This is a genomic window from Ferrimonas lipolytica, assembly GCF_012295575.1.
GTDB classification, from domain to species: Bacteria; Pseudomonadota; Gammaproteobacteria; order Enterobacterales; family Shewanellaceae; genus Ferrimonas; species Ferrimonas lipolytica.
Genome location: NZ_CP051180.1, coordinates 2,987,108 through 3,000,411 on the forward strand (window position 1 = coordinate 2,987,108; position 13,304 = coordinate 3,000,411).

Sequence of the window (13,304 nt, forward strand, 5' to 3'; positions counted from 1 at the left end):
CCTTTGCCTTAGGTCGCAGTCCAAAACGCTTCGCTGAACTGCTCCAATGCGGCAGGAGATCAACGGCGGTAGTGCTTTCCCCTTGTATCAAAACTCGCCTAGCCGGTGCTTTAACAGCATTGGAAACAACAACACTTAGTTGGTACACAGCTTTTTTATTCCTAGCTCGACAACCTCACAGCTTGCACCACAACGCACCCTGCACAATAAGTGTGCAACAACACAGTCCAACTCGGTGCATGCTTCCAGCCCCCACCAGCGCCATAACATCTAAATCATTGTTAATGTTAGATAAAAAAAACTGGCACAACTGTTGTAAGAGTCTTGGCAACTAATTAAAAAGGCGAGGTAACGGCAATGAAACTGGTCAGTGCAATCATAAAACCATTCAAGCTAGATGACGTTAGAGAAGCCATCGCCGAGTTAGGCGTTGAAGGATTGACCGTCACTGAAGTTAAAGGCTTTGGTCGTCAAAAAGGTCATACCGAACTCTATCGCGGGGCGGAATACCAAGTAGATTTTCTCCCAAAAGTGAAACTAGAGATCGCTACCTCAACCGACAAGGTTGAACGCCTACTCGAAGTGATCACTGCAGCCGCCGGAACCGGCAAAATCGGGGATGGGAAAATCTTTGTCGTCGATCTTGATCGTGTGGTTCGGATCCGTACTGGCGAACTCGACGCCGAAGCAATTTAAGGAGGAACCCAACATGGAACAAGTTACCGAATTGACGAGCACAGTTACTGAATTACGCTTTGCCTTAGATACCTTTTACTTCTTGGTGTCTGGCGCCTTAGTGATGTGGATGGCAGCCGGGTTTGCGATGCTCGAAGCGGGGTTAGTCCGCTCTAAAAATACCACCGAGATCCTAACCAAAAACATGGCACTGTACGCCATTGCTTGTGCCATGTTCCTGTTGGTCGGTTACAACATTATGTACGTCGACAACGTCGAAGGCGGCTGGTTACCAAGCTTTGGCAGCCTGATTGGCAGCCAAGCAGAGGGGGCCGATCACGCCCTTGAGTCTGATTTCTTTTTCCAAATGGTGTTCGTTGCAACTGCCATGTCCATTGTGTCCGGCGCTGTCGCTGAACGCATGAAGCTTTGGGCATTTCTGGCGTTTGCTGTTGTGTTAACTGGCTTTATCTATCCGATAGAGGGGTACTGGACCTGGGGGGGTGGCTTTATCTCTAGCACTATCGGATTTGTAGACTTTGCTGGATCAGGCATTGTCCATATGGCTGGTGCCGCAGCAGCAATCGCTGGTGTGCTTTTATTAGGAGCGCGTAAGGGGAAATACAACGCCGATGGCAGCGTAAATCCGATTCCGGGCTCAAACCTACCACTGGCAACACTGGGTACCTTTATTTTGTGGTTAGGCTGGTTTGGTTTTAACGGTGGCTCGCAATTGTTGATTTCCGATGCTGAAAACTCAACCGCTGTTGCTAAGATCTTCGTTAATACTAACTCCGCTGCTGCCTTTGGTGCCATCGCTGCGCTGCTGCTTTGTAAAATCACCTGGGCAAAAGCCGATTTAACCATGATATTGAACGGCGCTTTGGCTGGCCTAGTTGCTATCACAGCCGACCCGCTATCACCATCACTGCCTATGGCTGCACTGATTGGTGGCATCTCTGGTAGCTTAGTAGTGTTCTCCATCGTTGCGATGGACAAGATTAAGCTGGACGACCCTGTGGGTGCAATTTCAGTTCACGGCGTGTGTGGCCTATTTGGTTTGTTAGCAGTACCAGTATCCAATGCCGACGCCACCTTTGGCGGCCAGCTACTGGGTGCTGCCATCATCTTCGCTTGGGTATTTAGCACCAGCTTCGTAGTATGGGTAGCGCTTAAATACTCCATGGGGATCCGTGTTACCGAAGAGGAAGAGTACAACGGCATGGATGCATCAGATTGTGGTATTGATGCGTACCCTGAGTTCGTCACAGTGAAAAGCCAAAGCTAATCCGCGGCGTTTCGCCTAGCTTACCAACACGCCTACCGCTGTAGGCGTGTTGTTGTATCTAGCGCCGAGAAAAGAGTGTCGTTAGTACGAGCTGAGCAACGGCAGTAATAAATGAACTGTTATTACCAACCCTACGAATGCACCCGCTAGCTCACTCAACTGAAACGCTCGGGCAATGCCTTGGCTATCACTAGCATCGCCCAACACTAAGCTACTCACGAATAACCAATACCGACAACAGCATCATCATGCCGATTGCTGCGCCAGAAATTAGCAGTTCCCCCCTGACTTATACCCTCGCCTGCCAACCCCAGTAGCAGACCTAAGTGCATATCAACACCAAGTCCAGCGTTTCATAGGCTCCAATTGAATTGGCATACAGTTGACGATATCGCAGTGGCGAAGAATGTGATTGGCTCGGCGCATTGGCAACATCAAAGCATAAAAAAACCGACGCATCAGCGTCGGTTTGTTAGCACTAGCAAAGAGCATTATTACTTAACGAACTCTTCACCAATGTGAATATCACCCTTAAGAGTCTCGAGCATGCCGGTCAGTGCATCTTGCTCGAAAGCACTGAGGCCACCGTACGGCAAAATGGCTTTAACACCCGCGGTACCAAGTTCAATCGGCTGAGCAAAGAAACGAGCGTGTTCACCTGCGCCTTCAACGTAAGCGCACTCAATTACGCCCTGCTCACCTTGTAAACCTCGAACAACCGCTAAACCAAAGCGACAAGCCGCTTGCGCCATCGACAATGTGGCAGAACCGCCACCGGCTTTAGCTTCTACTACTTCTGTTCCGGCGTTCTGGATACGGTGAGTCAGGCTGGCAATTTCCTCAGCGCTAAACTCAACGCCCTTAACTTGGGACAGCAGTGGCAAGATAGTCACACCGCTATGGCCACCAATTACATTTAGCTTAACATCTGCAACGTTCAAGCCTTTTGCTTCAGCAATAAAGGTTTCACTGCGGATCACATCCAACGTGGTTACGCCGAACAATTTATTCTTGTCGTAAACACCCGCTTCTTTTAGCACTTCAGCAGCAATCGCCACTGTAGTGTTTACTGGATTGGTGATAATGCCGATACACGCTGTTGGAGCTACTGCAGCGACCTTAGCGGTTAGGTTCCGAATAATACCGGCATTAATATTGAACAGATCAGAACGGTCCATACCTGGCTTACGGGCAACACCCGCTGAGATCAGTACTACGTCAGCTCCCTCAAGCGCTGGGCTTGGGTCTTCGCCGGCAAAGCCGGTTGCTTCCACATCGGTAGGTATGTGGCTAATGTCTTTTGCTACGCCCGGGGTTACTGGCGCAATGTCATACAATGCCAATTTACTGCCAGCAGGCAGGTTCAGTTTCAACAACAGGGCTAAGGCCTGACCAATGCCACCTGCGGCACCCAATACTGCAACTTTCATCGTTGTCTCCATCTTTCCATGAAAATGTGATAGACATCACTCTATTGGCGCCCACAATACCCAAAGGTAAGACGTTTCGCAATGACTGGTATCAATACTGTCAATGGCAGCAAAAATGGCTGTAGATAATACGTAATGATGAATTTTTATGCCGTATATATGAATCACTCTTGCTTTATAAGCACTATTTATGCAACCTAACCCTCCTTAAAAGCTAACTTTGTTGTATTAAAGCACTTATGAAGACAGGCCATCAGCAAGACGAACTAGTACGAGTATTCAAATCGATCTTGAAAGAGGAGCGATTTGGCTCACAAGGCGAGATCGTTACCGCACTGCAAGGGGAAGGGTTCAGCAATATTAACCAGTCCAAGGTATCGCGGATGCTTAGCAAGTTTGGGGCAGTACGCACTCGTAACGCTAAGCAAGAGATGGTGTACTGCTTACCTGCAGAGCTTGGGGTACCAACGGCGAATGCACAGCTTCGTAATCTAGTATTAGATGTTGATCATAACGGCAGCATGATCGTCGTTCACGCTAGTCCAGGCGCCGCCCAATTGATTGCTCGTCTGTTGGACTCCATGGGTAAAGCTGAGGGGATTTTAGGCACCATCGCAGGCGACGATACCATCTTCATCGCTCCAACCAGCCACGCTCAATTAGAGCCAACCTTAGCGATGATCAAAGAACTGTTCAATTACGTCGATTAGCCTCTACCAGTTAAGTCGCTAGATACAAAAACGCCTAACGATTAAGTCAGGCGTTTTTTGTGGCAGCTTATAGATTCGCAGCTTGCTCTAAAAAGTCGAGCGACGGTGCAAAAAATGAAGCCCCCGTTACCGCTTGTGTATAGTTCAGCAAGTGATCGTGGTGGCCGTGGCCATCACCGACAACCATCGAATGCAACTGCTTCTCAAAGTGTACCGGGGTATAACAACAGCTGATAAAGAACAGTCCCTGCTCCTTCATATCACCGTAAGGCATGCTTTGACGTAAAATCTCCATGCCTTTGCCGTGTTCATCTTTAAGATTGGTACGCTTAATATGACAGTAAGCAGGCTTGGCTGCTGATGGATACTCAACGTTATCAACCTTGGTGCGACCGATGGTATCTTCTTGAGTCTTTATCGATTGTTGTTGCCACTGCGCCATATTGTGTACGTAACGCTGGGTATGAACGTAACTACCACCAGCAAACTCACCTTCGGCGACTAAGGCAACCTCACGCCGATGGCTGCCTGTAGGGTTTTCAGTGCCATCAACAAAACCGGTAAAGTCACGGTTATCAAGGTAACGGAAACTACGCACCTCCTCGACCAATTCAGCAAAGCCAACCAAACGACGACACACTTCTTGCGCCACGACATGGTTAAAGTCGAGGCGGTCGCTGCGCAGGTGGATAAACAGATCAACCGGCTGGCTTGGAGTGTGCCGATCTTCAGCTGAATATTGTGGGAACGGATTAAGCAATGGCGGACGCTGGTTTGGGTACAAGGTATCCCAATAGTTAGCACCAACGGCAACAAAACCATTAAAGGCACAATCAGCATTGCGATCAGCAGAGCTTTGCAGCCATGACGCTAATCCAGCTAATACTCCTGGCAATGCCAACTCAGCTCCTTCGTAGGCATTAAACATCATATATAACCCATGCAGATTACCCTCTGCACAGATCCCACCCTGCTCTCTCGGCATTGTCTTATCCTTCAAAATTCAACTGGCAATAGTTTGCTCACTGAGCCGCAATCAAGCAAGTAGGATAACGCTAAAACCAACATCAATTACAATAAAATCAACGCGTGAGGTAAAGCAGACACTGCAACCTTAGCTCCTTGAGCTAGATCTAACCGTTCCGAACGCACTGCTAGGCTAATCGGACCTACCTCAACCTGATAATCGCAATAGGTACCGCTGAAGTTACGCGCGGTAACAATGCCGCTGCCATCATCATCGGCTACTAGGTTAAGTTGCTGTGGTCTCAACAGTAGCTTCCCTTGGTGGGCAGGCGGGTATGAAAGCGGGTTTAAGCTTTTGATCGAACCAAGCGGAGTTTCAACCTCATCGACGGCACTGACCACCGCATCAAGATAATTCCCTCCACCAAGAAAATCGGCAACAAAACGGCTCGCGGGAAATCGGTAAAGCTGTTCCGCTTGCCCCTGTTGCACCACTTGACCTTGATGCATCAAGGCCAACTTATCCGCAAAGGCAAACGCTTCCTCTTTAGCATGAGTAACGAAAACGGCACTCACTTTTTGCGACTGCAAGATCTGGCGAATTTCTCGCATCATCTCAGTGCGAACCTGTGAATCAATATTGGAAAATGGTTCATCTAATAAAAGTAACTTAGGTCGATAAGCTAGCGCCCGAGCAATAGCGACCCGTTGTTGCTGCCCACCGGAGAGTTGATGAATATAACGTTTCCCTAACCCCTCAAGCCGCACCAGTTCGAGCATCTCATTGACCCGTTCACGTTTGCACGCACTGGTCATGCCTTGCAAACCAAAACTGATATTGTCAGCCACCGTTAAATGAGGAAACAGAGCATAATCCTGAAAGATAATACCAACGTTACGCTGCTCAGGTGGGAGCTGTTTACCGGCCGCAGTTAAGCACCGTTGCTGCAGCCAGATCTCCCCTTGCACATCGGCCTGTAAACCGGCGATTGCCCGCAGCAGTGTAGTTTTGCCGCACCCACTTGGGCCAAGCAAAGCCAGAATCTCATTATCTTTAACGGTTAGGTTGATGCCATCTAGTACCGTTTTATCGTCGTAGTTACAGCGGAGCTGTTTCAGTTCGAGCGTCGTTGTCATTGTGACTGTTCCAAACTTCGATTCAGTAACCATACCGGCAGCAGTCCAGCGGCGACAATCACTAACGCAGGTAAGGCACCGAGTTCCAACGCTTCATCAGAAACAAATTGATAGACGTAGGTCGCTAGGGTTTCAAAGCCTATCGGTTTCAGTAGTAGTGCTGCTGGTAACTCCTTCATCGACTCCATAAATACAATAACCGCTCCGGTCAGCAGCCCCCGCCGTAGTAAAGGCAGATGGATACGGCGTAAGATCTGCGGCGATTGACACCCCATAGTGGCTGCCGCCATATCCAAATTTGGGTTTATCCGCTTATAGCTTGATTCAACACTGCCCAAGGCCACCGCTAAGAAACGAACAGTGTAACCAAACAACAGCGCCAGCATCGAACCTGATAACACCAGTCCCGGTAATGGTTGTTCCAGCCATTGAGCAACATCATTAATACGGTAATCCAGCCACGTTAGCGGGATCAACACGCCAATGGCTAATACGGTACCCGGCAATGCATAACCAAAACCCGCTATCTGACTTGGCCAGTTAGCCACACCGGTGCGTGCAAGGAATTGCAATAACAATGCGACCGTAATAGACAGCAGGGCCACCAGCACGGCAACCAGTAAACTGTTACCGCTAAACTGCCAAAACTTATCTAGCTCGCTCCAATCCAAGTAGGCGATAGCGTAATTCAGCAAAATGGCAGCTGGCAATACAAAGGCCAATAACAGCATCGTGACGCAATAGCCGCAAGCCAACCAAGCCCGCCAACCACCAAGTGTATAGGGATGAAACGATTGCTGATTATCGCCACGTTGAAACAGCTTTTGTTGTGCTCGGCCTCTGCGCTCAACCGCAATCAACAACATCACCCCGAGCAACATCAAACAAGATAATCTCGCCGCTGCACTAATGCTGCCGTAGCCTAGCCAAACATCGTAAACCGCTGTGGTGAGGGTGTTCACGGCAAAGTAATTTACAGTGGCAAAGTCAGCCATGGTTTCCATGCCCACCAACGCCACACCAACCACAATCGCTGGGCGGGCAAGCGGTAAACTAACCCGAAAGAAACTCCTCCACGGACTACACCCTAAGGTACGACTGGCTTGCACCAAATTGCCCGCCTGCTCCAAAAAAGCAGTGCGAGCTAACATAAACACATATGGGAACAACACCAAGGCCAGCATGATAGCAGCGCCACCAAGAGTGCGGACTTCGGGAAAGTAGTAATCACTGGGGCTGTGCCAGCCAAACCAGTTACGCAGCGCCTTTTGCACGGGGCCTGCATAGTCAAGTAGGTCGGTATAAACGTAAGCGACTAAATACGCTGGCATCGCTAAGGGTAACAACAGCGCCCATTGCAGCTGCCGTTGCAGTGGGAAACGGCACATGGCCACTAACCACGCCGCAGGAACACCAATAACAGCACTGCCTAACGCCACCATTAGAACCAGCAAAGTGGTGTTTATTATGTAATCCCCTAACACCGACGAGGCCAGATCGGTAAACACCTCACTGGCTGGCATCATTCCCTGTTGCAGTAGCGCCCCAACAGGCGCTAACAGCAACAAGGTAATCATCATTCCGCCATACAACCAGCGACGATTGAGGGAATGGTTCATCGGTTATAGATCAAACTTCACTTTATCAAGCAGCTTAACCGCATCCTGATGGTATTCAGCTAAACGGTGAACCGGCAAGTCATCAGATTTGAAGCTGCCCCAGCTCGATACCAGCTCAGAAGGCTTAACCATGGGATTCACTGGATATTCCATATTTGCTTCCGCATACATCTGCTGTGCTATTGGTGCTGATAAGAATTCAAGCAATTTGATTGCTGCTTCAGGATGCTTTGAGTACTTAGTTAGCGCAGCACCAGAAACGTTTACGTGTGCACCACGATCAGCTTGGTTAGGGAAGTTAATCTCCACTTGGTCAGCAAAGGGACGCTGTTTCTCATCGCTCAGCATCTTTCCGAAGTAGTAGCTGTTGCCAATGGCGTAGTCACAAACCCCTTCAGCTATTGCCTTAATTTGAGCACGATCATTACCCTGTGGCTTGCGTGCAAGATTAGCCTTAACGCCTTGCAGCCATTCAATGGTCTTGGTTTCACCGTGGTGAGCAATCATCGACGATACTAAGGCAATGTTATAAGCGTTCTTACCGGAGCGAGTACAAATCTTGCCTTTAAACTCAGGCTTTGCGAGATCTTCGTAGCTTAAGTTGGCTTTACCAACTCGCTCTTTAGAGCTGTAAACATTGCGCACGCGTACAGTCAAAGCAAACCAATTGTTGGATGGGTCCCGGTATTGCGCGGGTAAGTTTTTCGTCAAGATTTCACTCTCTACCGGCTGGACTAAGTCCATCGCGACCAGGTTAGCTAAGCGAGAGATATCAGTGGTCAACATTACATCGGCGGGGGTTAGTCTACCTTCACGCTTAAGGCGTTCATCTAACCCCTTTTTAGCAAACACTACCTCGGTTTCAATGCCCGTTTCAGCAGTGAACTTTTCCAACATAGGTGCAATTAAAAAAGGCTGACGGTAAGAATAGATGGTAACGGTTTCAGCAGCTTGAGCTGTAACGCTGAGCAGCAACGCAACTAAAGCAAAAATCTGACGCATGTAAACTCCAAGTGCAAATGTTAATAATTATCCTTAACAATAGTATCCGCAATGTAACATAGACTCAAATTACCTAGAACAACACTCGGGTATTGTTGCAAAAAACGACACCCGAAGGTGCCGTATTGAGTAATGTGATTGGTTACAATGCGGCTTCAAGCTCAGGTAACACATCAAATAGGTCGGCAACCAAACCATAGTCTGCCACTTGGAAGATGGGCGCTTCCTCATCTTTGTTAATAGCAACAATGATCTTTGAGTCCTTCATTCCAGCGAGGTGTTGAATGGCACCAGATATTCCCACTGCGATGTAAAGGTTAGGCGCGACGATCTTGCCCGTTTGACCAACCTGCATGTCATTAGGTACAAAACCGGCATCGACAGCAGCGCGCGAGGCACCAACTGCGGCCCCCAACTTATCGGCAATACCATCAAGCAGGGCAAAATTGTCGCCATTGCCCATACCTCGACCACCAGAGATAATCACCTCAGCAGCGGTCAACTCTGGACGGTCTGATTCAGCCAGTTGCTCCGACACGTAATTTGAAATATCAGCGTTGTGCACTGCAGTTACCGCTTCAACCACGGCAGTGCCACCCGTTGCCGCCACTGCGTCGAAACCGGTACCGCGAACGGTAATCACCTTGATCGCATCGGCAGATTGGACCGTAGCAATGGCGTTGCCGGCATAGATAGGACGAGTGAAGGTGTCAACGCTCTCAACCGAAATGATATCGGAGATCTGATTCACATCCAGTAAGGCGGCAACTCGTGGCAGCAGGTTTTTACCGATGGAGGTAGCTGGAGCCAAGATATGTTGATAGTCCTTACCTAGCTCAGCCACCAACAAAGATACATTTTCAGCCAGTTGATGTTGGTAGCTACCGTTATCAGCAATTAATACCTTACTTACTCCAACCGCTTGCGCCGCCTGCTCAGCCGCTGGTTGGCAGCCTACTCCGGCCACCAAAACGGTGATGTCGTTGCCAATGGCTTGCGCCGCAGCAATAGTATTCAAGGTTGCGGGCTTTAGCTCAGTATTGTCATGTTCAGCAATAACCAGTGTGGTCATAATTCAATTCCTTCTGATTGGGGCAGCTTAAAGCACTTTGGCTTCAGATTTCAGTTTCTCTACCAGCTCGGCAACCGAGCTTACCTTGACACCAGCACTTCGTACCGGCGGCGTATCAACGCGCAAGGTAGTGATGTTGTGAGAGACTTCCACACCCAGATCAGCAGGGGTTACAACCGCAAGCGGCTTTCTTTTAGCCTTCATGATGTTTGGTAGCGACGCGTAACGCGGCTCGTTCAAGCGTAGATCTGTGGTCACCACTGCTGGCAGTTTCAATGCCAGCGTTTGCATACCGCCATCAATCTCACGGGTTACCGTGGCTTGACCATCAGCAACCTGCAATTCAGATGCAAAGGTCGCTTGTGCCATTCCAGCCAGTGCAGCTAGCATCTGTCCTGTCTGGTTATTATCTGAATCGATCGCCTGCTTACCCAACAACACCAACCCTGGTTGTTCTTGTTCAACAACTTTGTTTAATAACTTGGCAATCGACAGCGGATCTGGCGCTTCACTCACATCAACTTGGATTGCGCGATCGGCTCCCAAAGCTAACGCGGTACGTAATTGCTCTTGGCAGGATTTGTCGCCGATGGATACCACCACAATTTCGTCTGCTGCACCTTTCTCTTTCAGGCGCACTGCTTCTTCTACAGCGATCTCACAGAACGGGTTGATGGCCATCTTAGTGTTAGCCAAATCAACGTCGGTATTATCCGCTTTGACGCGAACCCGCACGTTGTAGTCAATTACGCGTTTTACTGCGACCAGTACTTTCATTACGTCCACCTACTGTTGACGATGCATCCGTTGCATCAAGTTACTCCATTGTGTGAGCTAGCGCACAGTTTGCCAATGACCAGATGGGACAACCAAATAGACATAATCGGCCACAAATGGATAAGGCAGGCGTAACAACTAAGTATAAATAGTGAAAAAAACGCAGTGAATGTAAGCGCCCACTCCGCCCAAGACTACTCCATTAAAGTAGAACGGTAGTCACCTGGAGTGGTTCCAGTCCATTGTTTGAAGGCTCGAATGAACGGACTTGGATCCTCAAACCCGACTAGGGTCGCAACATCATGAATAGACAATTCAGGACAGTTTAGATAATCCAAGGAAGCTTCATGACGGCATTGGCTCTTTAATTGAGAGTAACTTAACCCTTCATTGGCAAGATGGCGTCGCAGCGTTCGAGCAGACATCCCTTCTATCGCCGCCATCTGCTCCAAACTCGGCAATGCACGGCTGAAGTCTCGGCCAAAGCGAGCGCGTATTCTGGCACCAATCGACTGATCACCATTAACCATCACCACCAATTGATGAGGTGCAGTCTTTAAGAACCCACGCCATGAAGCCGCGGTTTGTATTAATGGTCGATCTAACCAGTTGCGTTTAAACCAAAAGCAGTTGTCAGTCTGCCGAAACCGGATCGGGCACTGAAACAATAATTGATAGTCTTGCGCATTAGATTGGGGAGCAAAGGTAAAGCTAGCTCCTTCCAGTGGCAGCCTCGAGCCGATCATCCAACTGATAAAGTGATGCCAAATGGACAATGACGTGCGGATCAATGCTGGCGATTGGGTCAATACCGCTTGCTCCATTGTCTCGTTAGGCATGCTATCTAACGGACAAAAATGAAATCTAACCTGCTCCCCCTCAACACTAATGGCTGGTTTAATGGTTGGCCCTTTACAGATCTCGTAAAATTCACTGCAGCGGCGCAAGGCATCGCCAAGATCAGCGCAGTGCTCGATGGCATAGCACATCATCCGAAAGGTGCCGGACGGCATCTTCCCTCCGGTGAGCATGCCAAACTGCTCATCTTGGAGCAGTTCAGTAAGACGCTGAAATAATCGTGCAAATTGGCTAACCGGGAATTGTGGTTGGCTCAATTGACGGTAATTGATACCAACACTTCGAAGCAATTCAGGAACATCGTAACCTTGTTGCTCGGCGTGGCTTAGCAGACTTTCAATATATTCAGTTGAGATATTGTGCGCTCTATTCATCACCCTTCCTAGATTGCAACGACACCACATTAGCGTAATGTTGGCGGTACCACCCCAAAACACAGGTAACGGATGAGGTTAAGCTGTCATTAATCTTCCAATGATCAGGCGCCCAACCATCAAGAAATCGAGCAAAGTCAGCCACTTCGAAATCATAAAGGGCCCGCCATTCCGCTTCAACCGGTGCAGAATCAATCCCCTTCAATGCGAGTGCCTGAGCTAACGCTTCAAAATAGCGATCTATCCAACGGGGTTGCTGCATAGCCAACTCATCGTCCGCAAATAAGCTGCCCAGAAAGTAGGCAAGATCACGTACACCGATACCTGCACCAACATATTGGAAATCCAGTGCTGCCACTGCATCGCTGCTACCACAGAAATTAGCTAGCTTGGCATCACCGTGCACCAAGGTTTTATAAGTCGCTGACTGGATGTGTGCGTCAATCGCGTTAGCAGCAGCTTGTAGCTCAAGATTGTTCATCACCGCCCACTCTTCAGGGCGAGTATCCAGATGCCAGTAACCGCCCTGTTGCCACACTCCCTGAGGCACATCCCCCATAAAGTGGGCATGGAAACGTGCTAGCCACTGTACACAAAGGCCAATTTGCTCCAAAGATGGATTAGCAAGCGCACAATCAAAACCTTGTGCAGCTAGGTCCTCCAATACCAGTAACTGCAGATCACCATCACGAACCGCAAACAACAATTGGGGAATGATGACGTTATCGGGGAGTGACGAGGCGACCTGCTGATACCACAGCTGTTCAACTTGGTAACTGCGCAGTTTACGCTGGTGGGAGAGATCACTGCTCCAGCCGCGCGGATGATCAACATCATTGGGCGGCGATATACGTTTGACGATAACGGTGCGGTAATCAAGCTGCCAGCGCTCAATTGCGCCGTAGCCGCTCCACAATGACTGTACGGTTTCAATCAGTTGAGCAGAGCCGCTATTTAACTTGGTACGGAGTAACGTGTCTATGTCGGTCATCGAGCGGAGCTAAACAAGAGTGATAGCGGTAATCTATCATCGTCTGTAAACCACAATGAAGTGTTTGTTAGGCTTAATCGCACTTTGGGGTGCGAAACTTACTCTAGTCGTAGGCTAACAATTTGCCATATGCATGTGGTGGATGGCCCATTGAAGTACGCGAGCTGAATCCCCAACTCGCAAACGCCAGAAACGAAAAAAGCCCTGTCCAAAGGACAGGGCTTATTCGAAATAATGGTGCTAATACCCAGAGTCGAACTGGGGACCTCACCCTTACCAAGGGTGCGCTCTACCAACTGAGCTATATCAGCACTAAAACTTCATTGCTGCTTTTCTCATCAAAGAATAGCAACGAATTGGTGTCTGACGCAGCGCTTATACAAGCTCCCCTTACAGACGCTTCAC

12 protein-coding genes and 1 tRNA gene are annotated in these 13,304 nt (G+C 49.0%); 3 read left to right on the top strand and 10 right to left on the bottom strand.

Annotated features, from left to right (window positions below; all coding sequences use genetic code 11):
* Window positions 1-357 precede the first annotated feature (357 nt).
* Complete coding sequence (locus HER31_RS13680; protein ID WP_168661247.1) at window positions 358-696, top strand: P-II family nitrogen regulator; 339 nt, start codon at window positions 358-360, stop codon at window positions 694-696.
* A gap of 13 nt (window positions 697-709) precedes the next feature.
* Window positions 710-1,963, top strand: a complete 1,254-nt coding sequence (locus tag HER31_RS13685) for an ammonium transporter (protein WP_168661249.1) — start codon at window positions 710-712, stop codon at window positions 1,961-1,963.
* Between the two features lie 494 nt (window positions 1,964-2,457).
* Here HER31_RS13685 and mdh read toward each other — a convergent pair whose 3' ends face one another.
* Complete coding sequence (gene mdh, locus HER31_RS13690) at window positions 2,458-3,393, bottom strand: malate dehydrogenase (protein ID WP_168661251.1); 936 nt, start codon at window positions 3,391-3,393, stop codon at window positions 2,458-2,460.
* A 239-nt stretch (window positions 3,394-3,632) separates the two neighbouring features.
* Here mdh and argR point away from each other — a divergent pair, with 239 nt between their 5' ends.
* Window positions 3,633-4,103 carry a transcriptional regulator ArgR gene (argR, locus tag HER31_RS13695; protein WP_168661253.1) on the top strand — a complete coding sequence of 157 codons (471 nt, stop codon included), beginning with the start codon at window positions 3,633-3,635 and terminating at the stop codon, window positions 4,101-4,103.
* 67 nt (window positions 4,104-4,170) lie between these two features.
* Here argR and HER31_RS13700 read toward each other — a convergent pair whose 3' ends face one another.
* The 9 genes from HER31_RS13700 to HER31_RS13740 all read right to left on the bottom strand — a co-directional run bounded on the left by HER31_RS13700 (window position 4,171) and on the right by HER31_RS13740 (window position 13,210).
* Window positions 4,171-5,088: a Dyp-type peroxidase gene (locus tag HER31_RS13700; protein ID WP_168661255.1), complete on the bottom strand. Its 918-nt coding sequence runs from the start codon at window positions 5,086-5,088 to the stop codon at window positions 4,171-4,173.
* An 86-nt stretch (window positions 5,089-5,174) separates the two neighbouring features.
* Window positions 5,175-6,206 (bottom strand): ABC transporter ATP-binding protein, encoded by a 1,032-nt coding sequence (locus HER31_RS13705; RefSeq protein ID WP_168661257.1) that lies wholly within the window; start codon window positions 6,204-6,206, stop codon window positions 5,175-5,177.
* Window positions 6,203-7,825 carry an ABC transporter permease gene (locus tag HER31_RS13710; RefSeq protein ID WP_168661259.1) on the bottom strand — a complete coding sequence of 541 codons (1,623 nt, stop codon included), beginning with the start codon at window positions 7,823-7,825 and terminating at the stop codon, window positions 6,203-6,205. Before HER31_RS13710 ends, HER31_RS13705 begins: the two co-directional genes overlap by 4 nt.
* 3 nt (window positions 7,826-7,828) lie before the next feature.
* A complete protein-coding gene (locus HER31_RS13715; protein ID WP_168661261.1) occupies window positions 7,829-8,827 on the bottom strand; it encodes a Fe(3+) ABC transporter substrate-binding protein in 999 nt (332 codons plus the stop codon).
* A 142-nt stretch (window positions 8,828-8,969) separates the two neighbouring features.
* Window positions 8,970-9,899 carry an electron transfer flavoprotein subunit alpha/FixB family protein gene (locus tag HER31_RS13720; RefSeq protein ID WP_168661263.1) on the bottom strand — a complete coding sequence of 310 codons (930 nt, stop codon included), beginning with the start codon at window positions 9,897-9,899 and terminating at the stop codon, window positions 8,970-8,972.
* Between the two features lie 27 nt (window positions 9,900-9,926).
* Window positions 9,927-10,676 carry an electron transfer flavoprotein subunit beta/FixA family protein gene (locus HER31_RS13725; RefSeq protein ID WP_168661265.1) on the bottom strand — a complete coding sequence of 250 codons (750 nt, stop codon included), beginning with the start codon at window positions 10,674-10,676 and terminating at the stop codon, window positions 9,927-9,929.
* 194 nt (window positions 10,677-10,870) lie between these two features.
* Window positions 10,871-11,908 carry an AraC family transcriptional regulator gene (locus HER31_RS13730; protein WP_168661267.1) on the bottom strand — a complete coding sequence of 346 codons (1,038 nt, stop codon included), beginning with the start codon at window positions 11,906-11,908 and terminating at the stop codon, window positions 10,871-10,873.
* On the bottom strand, window positions 11,901-12,899 hold the full coding sequence (locus HER31_RS13735; RefSeq protein WP_168661269.1) for a phosphotransferase: 999 nt from the start codon (window positions 12,897-12,899) through the stop codon (window positions 11,901-11,903). Before HER31_RS13735 ends, HER31_RS13730 begins: the two co-directional genes overlap by 8 nt.
* A gap of 235 nt (window positions 12,900-13,134) precedes the next feature.
* A tRNA-Thr gene (locus HER31_RS13740) sits at window positions 13,135-13,210 on the bottom strand.
* Window positions 13,211-13,304 lie beyond the last annotated feature (94 nt).